The sequence below is a fragment of the Parafrankia irregularis genome, from assembly GCF_001536285.1.
Taxonomy (GTDB): Bacteria; Actinomycetota; Actinomycetes; order Frankiales; family Frankiaceae; genus Parafrankia; species Parafrankia irregularis.
This window is the reverse complement of the sequence record NZ_FAOZ01000006.1, coordinates 354590-370199: the sequence shown is the minus strand read 5'-3', so window position 1 is coordinate 370199 and position 15610 is coordinate 354590. Positions and strand designations below refer to the sequence as shown.

Annotated in this window: 8 protein-coding genes; 3 read left to right on the top strand and 5 right to left on the bottom strand. The window is 72.4% G+C overall.

Annotation, left to right across the window (positions count from 1 at the left end):
* Positions 1 to 1458 (bottom strand): type VII secretion integral membrane protein EccD, encoded by a 1458-nt coding sequence (eccD, locus tag AWX74_RS12685; RefSeq protein ID WP_091275470.1) that lies wholly within the window; start codon positions 1456 to 1458, stop codon positions 1 to 3.
* A 62-nt stretch (positions 1459 to 1520) separates the two neighbouring features.
* On the opposite strand from eccD, the gene eccCa reads away from it, so the two are divergent.
* Positions 1521 to 5579 (top strand): type VII secretion protein EccCa, encoded by a 4059-nt coding sequence (gene eccCa, locus AWX74_RS12680; RefSeq protein WP_091275466.1) that lies wholly within the window; start codon positions 1521 to 1523, stop codon positions 5577 to 5579.
* 9 nt (positions 5580 to 5588) lie between these two features.
* Positions 5589 to 6725, top strand: coding sequence for an ATP-binding protein (locus tag AWX74_RS42280; protein ID WP_091275463.1), 1137 nt, complete (start codon positions 5589 to 5591; stop codon positions 6723 to 6725).
* A 1243-nt stretch (positions 6726 to 7968) separates the two neighbouring features.
* On the opposite strand, the gene AWX74_RS12665 is transcribed toward AWX74_RS42280, so the two are convergent.
* From AWX74_RS12665 to AWX74_RS12655, 3 genes are all read right to left on the bottom strand, one after another.
* On the bottom strand, positions 7969 to 8619 hold the full coding sequence (locus tag AWX74_RS12665; protein ID WP_091275456.1) for a LuxR C-terminal-related transcriptional regulator: 651 nt from the start codon (positions 8617 to 8619) through the stop codon (positions 7969 to 7971).
* A 185-nt stretch (positions 8620 to 8804) separates the two neighbouring features.
* On the bottom strand, positions 8805 to 9941 hold the full coding sequence (locus AWX74_RS12660; protein ID WP_131799451.1) for a hypothetical protein: 1137 nt from the start codon (positions 9939 to 9941) through the stop codon (positions 8805 to 8807).
* A 96-nt stretch (positions 9942 to 10037) separates the two neighbouring features.
* Entirely contained in the window at positions 10038 to 11237 is a 1200-nt protein-coding gene (locus AWX74_RS12655) for an RICIN domain-containing protein (RefSeq protein ID WP_165615579.1), read from the bottom strand.
* Positions 11238 to 11954: 717 nt separating this feature from the next.
* On the opposite strand from AWX74_RS12655, the gene AWX74_RS12650 reads away from it, so the two are divergent.
* A complete protein-coding gene (locus tag AWX74_RS12650) occupies positions 11955 to 12563 on the top strand; it encodes a TetR/AcrR family transcriptional regulator (protein ID WP_091275445.1) in 609 nt (202 codons plus the stop codon).
* Between the two features lie 371 nt (positions 12564 to 12934).
* Here the strand turns inward: AWX74_RS12650 and AWX74_RS12645 are convergent, their stop codons facing one another.
* A complete protein-coding gene (locus AWX74_RS12645; protein WP_091275443.1) occupies positions 12935 to 15598 on the bottom strand; it encodes a WD40 repeat domain-containing serine/threonine protein kinase in 2664 nt (887 codons plus the stop codon).
* Between the last annotated feature and the right edge of the window lie 12 nt (positions 15599 to 15610).

Here is a 15610-nt window from a genome sequence, read left to right as displayed (position 1 = left end):
TCAGCCCACCACCGAGCGGATGAGCCCGATCAGCCCGAGCAGCCAGGCGACCAGCGGCACAGCCAGAACCAGCGCCGTGATGTGGGCGAAGTCCCCGCCCCGGCCCCACATCGGCGTCATCCGGCGGCGGGGCAGCACCCGGGCGCAGCCGGCCGCTGCGAGGGCGAACGCCAGCGACACGATCGGCGCCAGCCAGCCGGGCTCCCAGCCGCCGTCGCGCATGCCGAGTGGCAGCACGATCACGACCAGGCCGGCTGCGGCCGGCAGGACCAGCGCCAGACGGTGCCACGTACTCGTCATCGGCCGGGCGGTCAGTGCCTGCGCCAGCCCGACGAGGACGACGAGCGTGGTCGGAATCCAGCGGCCGTCGAGCGCCATCATGACCAGCGCGGTGGCCGACAGCGCCCCGCACGCGACGTGCAGGGCGGTCATGTAGGAGTCGGCGGCGGCGGTGCGGGCCAGCACCTCCGCGCTTGGCTCCGGGTCGATGTCGTCCTGAAGCTCACCGGGCTCGACGGGCAGTGGCGGCAGCGCCAGCCCGGCGCACGTGAAGGCGGCCACCGGCACCAGCGGCCGGGCACCGACGCACAGCAACGCGATCACCGCCGCCGTCTGGGTGCGGTCGAGCCCGGCGAGGGTACCCAGCCCGCAGCCGATGAAGCCGCCGCACGCGACGGCCGTCCCGGCCAGTGCGAGCGGGCGAGCCGACGGATGGCCGGCGGTGAGCAGCAGCAGGAGGCCGACGCCGACGACGGTCGCGGCCGAGCCGGCCATCAGCATGAGCCGGGCGGTGGACGTCGGGTCCCCGCCCACGCCCGCGTCGGCCACCCCGAAGACCGCCGCCTCGGTGATGAAACCGACCATCGCGGCGCCGGCGAGGGCGGCGACGGCCCGGTCGACGATGAGGCGGGACGTCGCCACGGTGACCGCGCCGAGCAGCACGACGGCCTCCGCGGCGATCAGGGCGCGGTAGTGGTACCTGCTGGCGGGCAGGGTGGCCAGCGCGACCAGCAGCCAGCCGGCCAGGGCCAGCAGCGAGGCGAGGCGGGTCGTGCGCGGGCGCCACAGCCCGGAGCGGGCCTTGATACCGGTGGACACTCCGTCGATGAGGTCGTCGAAGTCGAGTGGGGGGATCTGGTCCGAACGCGGCCGCAGATGCACGGTGTCGCCGTCGAGCAGGCCGTGGTCGGCGACACTGTCGTCCTCGTCCAGCGGCGGCTCGCCGAGGCGCTGCGCCACCCAGCCGCTGTGCTCCAGGCCGCGGTCGGCGAGATCCGGCCCGAGGCCGCGCAGCAGGGCGGGCATCAGGTCGGCGAGCGGCACATGGCAGGGCACCGACACCTCGACCTGGCTCGTCGGCCCCACGACAAGCAGGCGACATACCTCCGCCACGCTGGACTGGCCCATGACCTCGGCACGGTGTCCGCCACCCATCAGGTTCACGAGAGTGACTCGCATCACATCGGCGTTCTGCCTGGTGTCGGTCGAAACGCGCAGGGCCCACCAGCCGTGGTGCGGATATGTCCACGGTCGCCTTTCGTCGCCCGGCCCGCCGCTCCGGGCCGGATCTGCCGCACGGCGAGATCACCCTGCAGGAACCGCCGACCATCCCCGAGACCCAGGGGCAGGGCCTGCGCACCCTGGCGATGATCGTGCCGTCGCTGCTGATGTCCTGCGGGATGATGTTCTTCTTCTTCGGCTTCGGGGCGAACAGCCCGCTCGGCCTGATCATGATGGCGATGATGGGCGCCGGCATGGCCGGCATGGGCGTGAGCCAGATGTTCATGCAGTCCGGTGACCGCAAGCACAAGCTCGGCGGGGAGCGGCGGGACTACCTGCGCTACCTCTCCCGTACCCGCCGGCAGGTCCGCGGCTACGCCGAGCAGCAACGTGAGGCGCTGGCCTGGCGTCACCCCGACCCGGCGTCGCTGTGGTCGCTGGCCATGACCAGCCGGCTGTGGGAACGCCGCCCGGCCCACCCCGACTTCGGCGAGGTTCGGGTCGGCACCGGCAGCCAGCGGCTCGCCGTGCGCATCACCCCGCTGCAGACCAGCCCGGTGGAGGACCTCGAACCCGTCGCGGCCAAGGCGCTGCGCCGATTCACCCGCGCCTACACGACGATTCCCGCCCAGCCGGTCGCCCTGTACGTCCGCGGGTTCGCCAGGATCCGGCTGGACGGCGACCGGGCGACCGCCCTCGGTGTGGCCCGTGCGCTGCTCGCGCACCTGGCCACCTTCCACGCCCCCGACGAGCTGAGGATCGCGGTCTGCACCGACACCGACAGGCGCGCCGAGTGGGACTGGGTGAAATGGTTCCCGCATGCCCAGCACCCCACCGACCGGGACGCCGCCGGGCCGGTCCGGCTGTTCGGGGAGTCGCTCGACGAGGTCGAGCGGCTGCTGGGCTCCGCCTTCAGCGAGCGGGCACGGTTCGAGACGGGGACGGCCCCGTCCACCGCCGAGCCGTTCGTCGTCGTGATCGTCGACGGGGGCCGGATCTCCCCGGGTGCCCGTTTCCTCGTCTCCGGATATCGCAACGCGGTGCTGCTCGACTTCGACGCCCACCCGGCCGGCAGCGGCCAGCAGGTGCTGCGCCTGGACATCGCCCCCGACGACATCGAGATGGTGGAGACCGACCGGGTCGGGAGGGAGGTGCGCTCCCGGCTCGCGACACCCGACACGCTGTCGCGCGTGCGGGCGACGACGCTGGCGCGGCTGATGGCCCGGCACAGCGCCGGCGCCAGCGCGGAACCGGTCTCCGACGGTCTGACCACCAGCCAGGACCTGCCCGATCTGCTCGGCATCACCGACCTGGAGACCTATGAGCCCCGCGCGGTCTGGCCCGCCCGCCGTGGTGCCGAGCGCCTGCGGGTGCCGATCGGCGTCGCCGCCGACGGGTCGCCGATCGTGCTCGACATCAAGGAGTCCGCCGAGGACGGCATGGGCCCGCACGGCATGCTGATCGGCGCCACCGGCTCGGGCAAGAGCGAGCTGCTGCGCACGCTGGTGCTGGCCCTGGCGGCCACCCACTCCTCGGAGACGCTCAACTTCGTCCTGGTCGACTTCAAGGGTGGGGCGACCTTCGCCGGCCTCGACCGGCTGCCGCACGTGTCGGCGACCATCACCAACCTCGCCGACGAGGCGTCGCTGGTCGACCGGATGCGCGACGCGCTGCGCGGCGAGCTGGTTCGCCGCCAGGAGCTGCTGCGCAAGGCGGGCAACTTCAGCTCGGTGCGTGACTACGAGGCCGCTCGCATGCAGGGCGCGGCCCTCGACCCGCTGCCCACCCTGTTCGTGGTCGTCGACGAGTTCAGCGAGCTGATCGCCGCGCACACCGACTTCATCGAGCTGTTCGTCATGATCGGACGACTGGGGCGATCGCTCGCCGTGCACCTGCTGCTGGCCTCGCAGCGCCTGGACGACGGTCGCATCCACCAGCTCGAAGGGCACCTGTCGTATCGGATCGGCCTGCGGACGTTCTCCGCGATGGAGTCACGGTCGGTGATCGGCGTGCCGGACGCGTACGAGCTGCCCGCCGCCCCGGGCAACGGCTACCTGCGCTCCGACGTCGCGACGATCACCCGGTTCCGCGCGGCCTACGTCTCCGGCCCGTATCGGCCCCGTTCCGCGCGGGTGCGCCAGGAGGTGATCGAGAGCCAGGTCGTCCCCTACGGCACCACGCACGTTCCGGTCGCCTCCCGTGCGGCCGAGTCGGATCCGCCGACCGGATCGACCGGATCGACCTCGACCGGTTCCGCCGGAACTGACGGGTCGGACGGGTCGGACGGCGGGGCAGGGGCGGCGACCACCGCCGACACGGTCCTGAAGGCGCTGGTCGACCGGCTCGTCGGCCAGGGACCGCCCGCCCACCGGGTGTGGCTCCCGCCGTTGGAGCAGTCGCCCTCGCTCGACCAGGTCCTGCCGCCCCTGCTGCCGGACCTCGACCACGGGCTGCGTCCGGTGGACGCCGACGCCACGGACCGGCTGACCGTCCCCGTCGGCGTGATCGACAAGCCGTTCGAGCAGGTCCGGGACCTGCTGGTGCTGGACTTCGGTGGTGCCGGCGGGCACCTGGGCATCGCCGGCGGCCCGCAGAGCGGCAAGAGCACGCTGCTGCGCACCCTCGTCGCGGGGCTTGCACTCACCCATTCGCCGCGCGAGGTGCAGTTCTACTGCCTGGACTTCGGCGGCGGCGCTCTGGCCGCGCTCGCCGACCTGCCGCACGTCGGCGGGGTCACCGGCCGGCACGACCCGGACCGGGTGGGCCGGACCGTCGCCGAGGTCGTCGCCCTGCTCGCCGACCGCGAGCGGCGCTTCGCCCGGCTCGGGATCTCCGGGATGGCCGCCTACCGCGAGGCCGTCGCGGCCGGGAAGGTGCCGGAGGAGGAGTTCGGTGACGTGTTCCTCGTCGTCGACGGCTGGGCCACCCTGCGCCAGGAGTTCGAGGTGGTGGAGGAGCAGGTCCGCGACGTCGCCGCGCGGGGCCTGAACTACGGGCTGCATCTCGTGCTCACGGCGAGCCGCTGGTCCGAGGTGCACCACTCGATGCGGGACAAGATCGGATCGCGGCTGGAGCTGCGCCTGGGTGACCCGGTCGAATCCGGCATCAACCTGCGGGCCGCCGCCTCGGTGCCGAAGCTGCCCGGGCGCGGTCTCACCGACGCCGAGCTGCACTTCATCGCCGCCCTGCCGCGTATCGACGGCGCCGGGTCCGTCGCCGATCTCGCCCACGGCACCCGCCATCTGGTCGCCTCGGTGGTGGACGCCTGGTCAGGCCCGAAGGTGCGGCCCGTCCGGACCCTGCCCGCCGTCCTGCCGGTGGACCTGCTGCCCGAGCCGGAGAGCGAGGGAACGGGGCACCTGCGGGTCGCACTCGGCATCGAGGAGAGCCGCCTCGAACCCGTCTGGCACGACTTCGGCCAGCTCCCGCACCTGACCCTGCTGGGCGACAACGAGAGCGGGAAGACCAACCTGCTGCGGCTGATGGCCCGCGCCGTCACCAGCCGGTTCACCCCACAGCAGGCCCGGATCATGGCGGTCGACTACCGGCGCAGACTCTTCGACGACATCCCGGACGCATACCGGCTCGGCTACTCCGTCTCACCGGACAGCACGAAGAACACCATCCGCGACGCCGTCGCCGGCCTCACCCCCCGCCTGCCCGGCCCGGACATCTCACCCGAGCAGCTGCGCCGCCGGGACTGGTGGACCGGGCCGCTGCTGTTCGTCCTCGTCGACGACTACGACCTGCTGACCGGCCCCGAGAACCCGCTGATCCCGCTGGTCGGGTTCCTGCCACAGGGCGGTGACGTGGGGCTGCACGTCATCCTCGCCCGCGCGGCGGCCGGGGTCATGCGCATGTCGATGGACCCGCTGCTGCGCCGGATGCAGGAGCTCAACACCCCCGACATCGCGCTGTCCTGCCCCCGGTCGGAGGGGCCGCTGCTCGGCGGCGCCCGGCCACGGGAGCTGCCCCCGGGCCGGGCGCTGCTGTGCAGCCGCCGTGGCAGCCGGCTGATCCAGACCGGCTTCGTCGCGCCGGACCCGATCGGGGAGCCTGTCGCCGAGACAGCCGGGTAACGTGCGGACGTGTTGATCGGATCGGAGCTTGTGGCGCAGGTGCTGCGGCGGGCTGTCGACCTCCCCCTGACCGGGCCCCGCGGCGGCGACCTCACGCCGCTCGCGGAGCTGATCGGCCGGCGGCTCGACCTCGCGGCGGTCCGGCTGCGGATGTTCGTCGAGGGCCGCCCGGTCGACCACACCTGGCCCGCCGGGCGCGGCACGCCAGGCGGAGGTACGGCAGCCGGCGCAGTGTTCGACGGCGCCGCGTTCGACGGCGGTGCGTCCGGGGATGTCGCGTTCGGGGACGTCGCGTTCGGCGGTGGGTCCGATGGCGGTCCGGCCGCGGCGTGGGCGGTCGTGTACCGGGGCGAGGAGATCGGCGGCCTGTTGGTCAGCACCCGCGCCGAGCACCCGCTCCCGGCCAGGACGCACCGGGCGCTCGGCGACGTCGCCGGTGCCCTCGGTGCCGTCCTCGCAGCCGCCGCCGCGCAGGTGCGCCGGCGCGCCGCCGCGGACGTGTGCTGGCAGGCCACGGCGCGGATCGCCGACGCGCGAACCCGCGCCGCCGCCGACATGGAGAGCGAACGCCACGCGCTGGAACGGGACCTGCACGACGGCGCGCAGCTGCACCTCGTCTCGCTGCAGATGGCCGCCGCCGTGGTCGAGCACCGGCTGGCAGCCGGCGAGCTGCCCGGCCCGGACCTGCACGAGGCCCTCGCCGACCTGGGCGCGCGGTTGGAACGCGGGCACACCCTGCTGGTCGAGACCGCCGCCGGGATCACTCCGCCCCTGCTGCGCACGGCCGGCCTGGAGCCCGCGTTGGCCGCGGCGCTGCGCGAGGCTCCCGGGACGGCCCTGGAGGCCGGGCGGGACGTGCGGTCACGCCGCTATCCGCCGCCGGTGGAGAGCGCGGTCTACTTCGCCTGCCTGGAAGCCGTCAGCAACGCGCAGAAACACGCGTCCGGTGCGTCCGTCCGGGTCCGCCTGCACAGCACCTACCAGGGGCTGGCCTTCACCGTCGAGGACGACGGGCCTGGGATGGAGCTCTCCGGGGCGGTGTGGCTGCGCGGGCCGCGCGACAGGCTCGCCTCGGTGGGCGGCACGCTGTCCGTCACGTCGACGCCGGACGCCGGAACGCGGATCTGCGGGGTCGTGCCCTTCTGAGCCCCGGGCAGCCTGCCGTCGAGGCGCTCCGGAAGCCACAGGTCGATCCGGCCGGATCCGTCCGCCGCTACGGTGCAGTGCAGAGCGCCGCCGAGGGCGGACAGCCGCCGGGCATCGTCGCGCAGGCTGTCCCGGGCCCGGGCGACGGCACCTGGGGACGGATCGTCCACCCGCACGCCGAACCGGCCGTCACCGCGGACGAACCGCATCGACAGCGGCCCGGTCCCGGCCTCGCCCAGCAGGTTCAGCGCCGCGGCGCAGGCGTGGTAGACGCCGGATTCCACCTCCCAGCCGACCCGACGTCCCGGATCACCACCGATCCGGACCTGCCGCGGCAGCCTGGATGCCAGCTCGGTCAGCGCGACGGCGGTCCCCGCCCGGCGCAGCAGGACGGGATGGACGGCCCGCACGACCGTCCGGAAGTCCTCCAGCAGGTCGTCGACGGCGGAGCGCAACTCCCGCAGCTCGTCGCCGGCCCGTGCCGGCTCGTCGCGGACAGCCGCCACGCACGCCTGCCAGCGATCCGTGACCTCGCCCAGTCGCCGGCTGACACCGATCAGCAGGCTGCCGCTCAACCGGTTCCGCTCCGCGTCGCGCACGGCGGCGAGATCGGCCTCGACCCGGGCCAGCTCCTCCTCGCACCGCCGGGCCCCTGCCGCCTGCTCGTCCGCGGCCAGGGTGAGCTCGTGCACCCGCAGCACGAGAGCCAGGCAGTCCCGGGTCTGGTCGATCAGGTCGGCGGGCGGCACGACCATGGCGCGGCCCGGCATCCCGCCGATCACGAGGGCCGCGGCCGGCGTCCGCCCCTCGCCGCCGCCATCGCTACGGCCGCTGATGCTGCTACCGCTGTCGCCGCGCCCCGGGCCGGGGATCGGCGCCAGCAGCCGAACTCCAGGCCGGCTCCGCAGCTCGGCGAGATGCTCCGCCGCGCCCGCCCGCACCGCCATCGGTGCCAGGCCGGCGGGCGGCCACGACGGCGAACGCGCCCAGCCCAGCACAGCCCAGGACGCCGGACCACCCTCCGAAGTGGCCTCCTGGGTGGCCTCGCCCGGGGTGACCACGACCCACAGTGCGGCGTAACAGCCCTCGCCCGCCGTCCCGAGATTCTCCAGGAGGGGCATGACCCGCTGCCGTAGACGGGCTTCGCCCGGCATCGGCGCAACCTGCCGGGCGAGCACCTCCGCCGGGGCGAACACCGCTGGCGGGGCGGGCGACGAGCCGGCCGGCCCGCGCCGGACGTCCGTCATCGCGCGCCGAGGTAGGTGAGAACGGCCAGGACCCGGCGGTGGTGGGTCGTCGCGTCGAAGGGCAGGTCCAGCTTCGTGAAGATACTGGCGATGTGCTTCTCCACCGCCTTGGCTGACAGCGACAGCATGCCGGCGATCCCGGCGTTCGAGCGCCCCTCGGCCATCAGGCGGAGAACCTCCAGCTCCCGTTGGCTCAGCAGCGCCAGCGGCCCGGACACCCCGGCAGGGCGGTTGACGAGCCGCCCGGCGAGCGACGGCTCGATGACGAGCTCACCCGCGTTGATCCGGTCCAGGGTGTCCGACAGCACCTGCGTACCGGCCACCCGCTCCTTGAGCCGGTAGCCGATCCGCTCGGTGCCGATCTCCAGGCACCGCATCAGGTAGTGCGTCTCGGCGTAGTGCGACAGCAGCAGCAGCCCCGTCTCGGGGTATGCGGCCCGGACGCGTGCCGCCGCGCGCAGCCCGCCTTCGGTACCCGGCGGCATGCGGATGTCGAGGATCGCCACATCAGCCGGCTCGGTGCCCAGCAGCCCCATCAGCGCGTCCCCGTCCGCGACGCTGCCGACGACCTGGTGCCCGGCGGCGCCGAGCAGCAGGAGGAGGCCCTCACGGAACAGCGCGCCGTCCTCGGCGAGCGCTACCCGCACGGCACGAAGGCGCCGGGGCCGAAACGGCGGTCGACGCGGTGGCCCGGGCCGTGGCCGGCGCCGCGGGCAGGTGCACCGACATCCTCCCGATACGGAATATTTGTCATTCCGTAACCGCTTTTGCACAGCATGCGCCAATGATGCCGCCATGTGTGGGGCGCGCCAAGCGATCGCGGGGGAGGACGTCACCCGGATGTCTGGAAGCACATCCGGCCTGATCGGGTGACAACCAGCGTCAGCGCCGTGGCCCGGCCGACCGCGTGCCTCCGTGGCGCCCCGCCCGTCGGCCGGGCGGCGTTCGCAGGCCTGGCCGAGCTGGCCCTCCCGGTCGGCCTCGCCGGTTGGGTCGTCTGGGTCGTCTGGTTTGGCTGGGTCGGCTGAGCTGGCTGGGTCGTCTGGGTTGGTTTAGCCGGCTGGGTCGGCTGGGTCGGTTGGGTCGACTCGCGCGGGACGGCGCCGGTGGATGGTGCCTCGGCGGGAGTGGCGCGTCGGACATGCTGGGGAGCGGGAACGGCCAGGCGCAGGCGCCGTGCCGCCATGTCGTCGGTGCCGGCGGAGAGGACGAGCCGCAGCCGGACCCGCGCCGCGGCGGGCAGCGCGTCGGCGAACCGGCTCAACGCGGTCAGCACGTTGTCGGTCAGCTCCGCCACCGGGCCGTCGACGGCGAGATCGAGACGGGCCGGGTCGAAGGGCGCGAGGTCGGTGGAGGCGTCCGATGTGAGCCCCACCCGGCGAAGCGCGAGGCCTGCCGGTACGACCCGGACGAACCAGGGGCCGACGAGGCGGTAGCCCGCCCTGCCGTGCGGCACCATCCCGGCCACCGGTGGGTGCCAGTGCACGAGCCGCGGCGGGCCGTCCGGCAGGTGGAGGACGCGCTGCGCGAACGGCGCCCACGACTCCCGGCGGCCGGCGTCGGTGGCGAGCACCCGCGACACCCCGTCCTGCCCGGGCATCAGCAGGCCGTACTCGGCGACGACAGACCGGCCGGCGGCCACGGCGAGCCGCTGGGCGAGGCCCGGACCGTCACCCGGCTCGCAGCCATACATCGAGACGATCACCGTCGCCTGCGCGGACAGGTCGTCGAGCGCACGGGTGACGTCCGCCAGCGCGGGCGGCCGGCAACCGGGCGCACCGACGATCAGCGTCCGGACGTCCGGTGCGTGGGGAACGGTCGTGAACGCGGGGTCATCCGGCTGGGTCTGCGGGTCCTGCGCAGAGCGGATCCACAGCCCGGCCGGCACGGTGGTGATCCGCGGCGGCGCGCCCGGCGGTGACGGCGCTGTCGCACCGTCCGCGGTGCTGTTCGTCAGCCTGTCCGTCACGGGGGAGCCTTCCGGGTCCGGTCGGCGCGTCGAGCCGACGGTCAACCCATAGCACGGCTGCCGCCCCCGGCATGGTTCAGCGCGACCCGCTCGGTTTCACCACCACCGCTCGTAGGTCCCGCCACCGCCGGAGATGCAGATCCCCGCGAAGACGTAGGAGGTGGCGTTGGTGGACAGGCACCTGCCGCTCGCGACGTTGACGAACATCCTCGACGCGTCTGACTGTGTTGAAACCCGCCACTGCTGGGTCGAGCCGCTGTTGCAGGTCCTCGTGTAGGCCGATCCCGCTCCGTCGCTGTCCAGGCAGAGGCCCGTCCCGGCATCGGTGAGCACCACGGTGCCGGAGCCGGAGGTTCTCCACACCTGGTAGGAACCGCCGTTGCAGCTCAGTGTGTAGATCTTGCCGTCCCCGTTGCTGTCGAGGCATTCACCCGTCACGTAGTTCACCAGGGTGCCCGGGCCGCCGGCCGCCTGCGCCTGCCCGGTGGCGGCGGCCGCGGCCTGGGTGACGGGTGCGGCCGCGGCGGTGGGTGCGGCCTGCGCGGTGGGTGCGGCGGAAACCTGGTTCGGTCTGGCCTGGGTGGTCGCGGCCGTCGGCGTGGTGGGTCGGGAGGGTGACGAGCCCGCGCGCCCCGGCCCCGCCTCGCCCGGCGACGCCGCCCCGCCGAGCCCGGGCGGAGCCTGCCCGTCGGTACCGGGCTCGCCTGTCGGGTCCGCCGCGGCTGTCTCGCCGGGTGCCGGCGGCGATGTCATCCAGGCACTGGCGGGGCCCGTCATCCCGGCGGTGGGAAGGCCGCCGGCGATGGCCCCCGGGTTCGTCTCCTCCTGGCCGGCGGCACGCGCTCCGGGCGGCCTGGAATGGCCGGCCATACCCTGCACCGATTCGGAGGCCACGAGGAAGAGCAGCCCGGCGACAGCCCCGTACGCGGTCGCTGCCAGCACGTGGGTCAGCCAGCGCCGCCTCGGCCAGTTCGGCCACCACCGCAACAGGGCCCGCAGCTCCGGCGGATGCCGCCGTGCCGCGGACCGCTGGCCGCCGGGCACGCCCTCGCCGGGCACGTCCTCGCCGGGCATGCCTTCGGCGGGTGGTTTCCCGCTGTCCGGCGGGATGATCTCCTCCGGCGGAACTGTTTCGTCGGGCGGGATGATCTCGTCCGACGGGCTGCGACCTTCCAGTGGACTGTGCCCGTCTGGTGGCCTGTGACCGTCTGGCGAAGACGGCTGATCCGTGTCGGCCTGTTCGGCTGACGGCTTCTGCCCGTGCGGAGCCGAATGATCCGCGGCCTCGAGTTTCACGGCGTACTGGGCCCTTTCCCTGTCCGCCACCGGGGTATGAAATGTTCCGCGGTGCCGCGAGATCAGCGCGGTACATCTGCTTTCGAGTGATTTCGTTCCCGATGTGCGCGGAGAAGAATAGCCGAGCCCATCGTGTGTCGCGGGCCCGCAGGCAGCGCGCGATCCCTGCCCGCGGGCCGCCGTCGGCTGAGGTCAGCCGGCGCCAGGCGGCTTCCGAAGGCACTGACCAGGTCGAACGGTGTGCATGAAGGTTGAGTCGCCCGGTGGGCCTCGGGCGGTAATGCCGGACCATGGCGCCACAGTTTTTACGTGGCGTTCACCTCTGGTTTGTCGCGATCGAGTGCTGCCGGCCTGATCGGAGGCATGCCTGTTCATCGCGTCTCGCCGCCCGGCCCCGAGACGGAACACTCCGAAGCGGCGGACCGGACCTGCCGGTGTCCGCTGCTTCGGCGTCCTCGGCGTCCTCGGCGTCCTCGGCGACCCGCGCCGTGCCGGGCGGGGCGCTGCTCACTGAGGCGCTGGTGCGGCGCCTCAGTGGTTCCTTTCCGCCGGCGACTTCCGCCGTCCGAGTAATCACCGCAACGGGAGTCACTGTGACTGTCGTCACCTGCCGGTGGGATGCTCGCACAAGGTTTGCAGAGCATCAAGTTTTTGTTCTTGATGTATAAAAATCGGTGTCGGAGGCCGGAAAACGAACACCCGCGCTAGGCTTCGGCCATGGCCAAGCTCCGGGAAGCGCAGAAGCGCCTGACCCGTCAGCTGCTCCTGCGCGCCGGCCTCGAGCAGTTCCAGGCGAAGGGCTACGCCGCGACGACCGTCGACGACATCGCGAACGCGGCCGGCACGACCCGGGTGACCTTCTACGCCTACTTCCCGTCCCGGGGAGCGCTGATGAAGGCGCTCATCGACGAGCAGCTCAACGAGGCGCTGGCGCGGGAACGGTCCTCCGAGCACGGCTCGACCGCCCACGACCTGGTGGCGACCGTCGCCGCCGGCACCCGCGAGGCGATCGACGCCTGGGTCCGGCGCACCGTGCGGTCCTGGCCCGACATCCGGCCGATCATCCGCATCGGCCGCGACGCCGCGGTGATCGAACCCGCGCTCGCCCACCTGGTCGAGAAGTGGATGGAGGAGGCCATCAGCGACGTCGCCGACGGCCTCACGCAGGCCGATCGCTTCGCGCCGCACCAGCGCCACTTCAAAGGCGTCCTGGCCATGGCCCAGCTCGACTACGTCGCCCAGAACTGGGGCGACGCCGACTGGAAGATCACCCGAGAGCAGATGCTCGACGAACTCGTCGACAGCTGGGTCAGCCTGCTGGTGTAGTCCGGCCTGACCCTCGAGGACCCGCCGGGCGAGAACCTGGGAATCCTGGCCGTCAGGAGGCCCGCCGCGGAATCCCGAGTCCCGGCTTCCGCTGCTTACACGCAAGAAGTGAGGATTTTGGCTGCTGCAGCAACCGCAATCCTCACTTCTTGCGGATTGCCAAGTGGCTCGATGTCCCGCTTGTTGGTATTAGTGCAAGTTTCTGGCGCTGTGTGACAACCCGAGATCCCCGGTGGGTCGCCGACCGGCGGGTGGGTGTGGACCGCCAGGCCAAGATCGGTGGCCCTGGATCCGCTACTTGTCGGGATTCTGCTGCGTGCTCCAGGGCGACCGAATTCCTCAACTCGTCGAGCGGCCCACCCGCGACACGGTCAGGAGCAGGGCGGGTCGTAGGGGGTGTCGGGAAGTACGGCGTCCCACTCCGCCGCGGTGAGCTCATTTGTTCGCGAGGTGCAGGCAGCCGTGACGAGGCGGTCGGGATCCACGTCCCACAGCTGGGCCGTGTTGTCGTAGCTGCTGATGGCGAGCGTCTTCTGGTCCGGGCTGAACGCCGTCGTGTGAGTGGCGTCGGGTCCGCCTGGGAGGGTCCACAACGGCCTGACGTCGCCCCGGGCAGTGGTGTCCCAGAGGCGAGCGGTGCTGCCGGTGGGTTGATTGCTGGCGGTGACGAGTAGCCGTCCATCCGGGCTGAACACCATGTCCGTGCCGAGAGACGCTATTTCCGTCCCGCCGCCGGCACTGCTGTCCGCGACGTCGGTGAGGGTGGCCAACGGCAGCACCGCCTCGCCGCGGGCACTGCTGTCCCAGAGCAGGACTTCCACGCCTGAGGAGGTGGTGGTGGCGACCAGTCTGCTGTCGGGGCTGAACACCACGTTGACGGCATTGCCGGTGAGGACCGCCAGCGGTCTGACATTCTGGCCGCTGGCTGTGGCATCCCACAACTTCGTCGATCCAGCGCCGTAGGTGGCGACCAGCTTTCCGTCTGGGCTGAGGACCGAACCGCGCATACCGGCATCATCGGTCAGGACCGCCCGACGGACATTCTGGTGTGGGTCGCTGACGTCCCACAGACGCACGGTGTTGTCGAAGGTGGATTCAGCCACGAGCAGCTTCCCGTCCGAGCTGAACTCCAGGTCGGTGACCAGGCCTTCGTTTGTCAACATGGCGAGGGGCCCAGCTTGCTGAATGTCCCACAGCTGGACGGTTCCGACGCCGCCGGTGGCGACCAGTCCGCCGACCGGGCTTACCGCCGCCGCGGTCACTTCCCCGGCTGGGCTAATTATGATCGGCGACTGGACGATTCCTCCGGTCGGGGTGTCCCACAGCGTGACGGCGTTTCGGCTGAATATCACCAGGAGATCGCTCTCCGCGCCGAACTCCACGTCGCTGAAGAACGCGAGTTCGGGTTCAGTTGCGGCGGCGAGGCTGCTGAGCAGCGTGACGCCCTTGCCGGGGGTGGCGGTGTCCCACAGTTGGACGATGCCGCTGTTGTGGGTGGCGAGCAGTCTGCTGTTCGGGCTGAACACCGCGTCGATCATCTCGTTCTCAGGTCTGTTCTCACTGACCTGCCCGAGGACGGCGAGTGGTTCGGGGGCATCTCCGCTGCTGTCGGTGGCGTCCCACAGCCGGGCGGTGCCGTCGTAGCTGCGGGTGACGACCAGTTTCCCGTCCGGGCTGTACTCCAGGCCGGTGACAGCAGCCAGATGGCCGGTGAGGGTGGCCAGCGGACGGTTCGACGATACGAGCAGCGCGAGCACGCTGGCCCGGGCCTGGGGAGTGGGTGCGGTGCGGTAGGCGGCGACGGCCATCCGGCGGGCGAGGTCCGGCTGGCTGCCGGCGAGTCGGGACGCCTCGGCAGCCAGCTGTCGGGAGACCGCCACCGGGTCTGGGCCCGTCCCACGGTCTGTTCCGACGGTCTGCCAGATCGTCAGGGACACCGCCATGAGCAGGAGCACGGCTGCCGTTGCCGCCCCAGTCCGGCGCCGGGAGCCCCGTAGCTGGAACCGTCGCCGTGGAGGCTTGGCCCGATCCGCCTGATCGGCTCGACCCTTGATGGTGCCCGGTTCCGCCTGGATGGTCGCGTGCTCGTCGAGTCCGTCGGCGTCAGCGGCGGCCTGGCCGGAGCGGAACGACGGTGGCGGTGACGGGGGTGAGGGGGCGGTGAGGTGGCGGACATCCTCGTCGAGGTGCAGCTGAAGCTCGGTGCGTGCCGTCCAGTTCGCTCCGTACGCCTCGGTGGCCGCGCGGGCCAGATCGAGCGCGAACGCGGTGGCATCACGGTGGCGGTCCCTGGCTGCCTTCGCCAGCGCTCGCAGCACCACCAGTTCCACCGAGGCGGCCACGCCGGTCATCGGCGGTGGCGGGTCGTTCAACTGCTGGCGCCAGAGCGCGGGCAGCGGCTGCTTCGGGTCGAACGGCGGTGCTCCGGTGAGCAGCTGGTAGAGGACGATGCCAAGGGCGTACAGATCCGTCGCCGGCCCCAGCCGGCCTCCCTCGATCTGCTCCGGCGCCATGCACATCGGTGTCCCGATCCGCCCACTGGCCGTCGCGGCGGATCCTTCGAACAGTTTCGCGATCCCGAAGTCGCCGACCTTGGGGGTGCCGTCGGACGCGAACAGGATGTTGTCGGCCTTGATGTCGCGGTGCAGCACCCCCCGGCTGTGCGCGTGCCCCAGCGCCGCGGCGACGGCCAGCCCGACCGAGCAGGCCTGCTCCGGCGCCATCGCCACCCGCCGGCTGGCCAGTGTGCCGCCGGCCATCAGCTCCATCACGACCAGGCACAGGCCCTCGGCCTCGACGTAGTCGAACGCCTTCACCACGTGGGGATGGTCGAGGCCGCTCAGCACCTGGGCCTCGGACGCGAAACCGCGGGTCGCCTGCTCGACGCCCTCCGCTTCGAGGATCTTGATAGCGACCGGGCGGTCGGCCCGCAGGTCGTGCCCGGCCAGTACCAGCCCGAACGCCCCCGACCCCAGCCGGTCACCGATGGAGTAGCCGGGTAGCGCCTTCTCCACCCGCTCCCGCCCGATGATCACCAGACCCTCAGG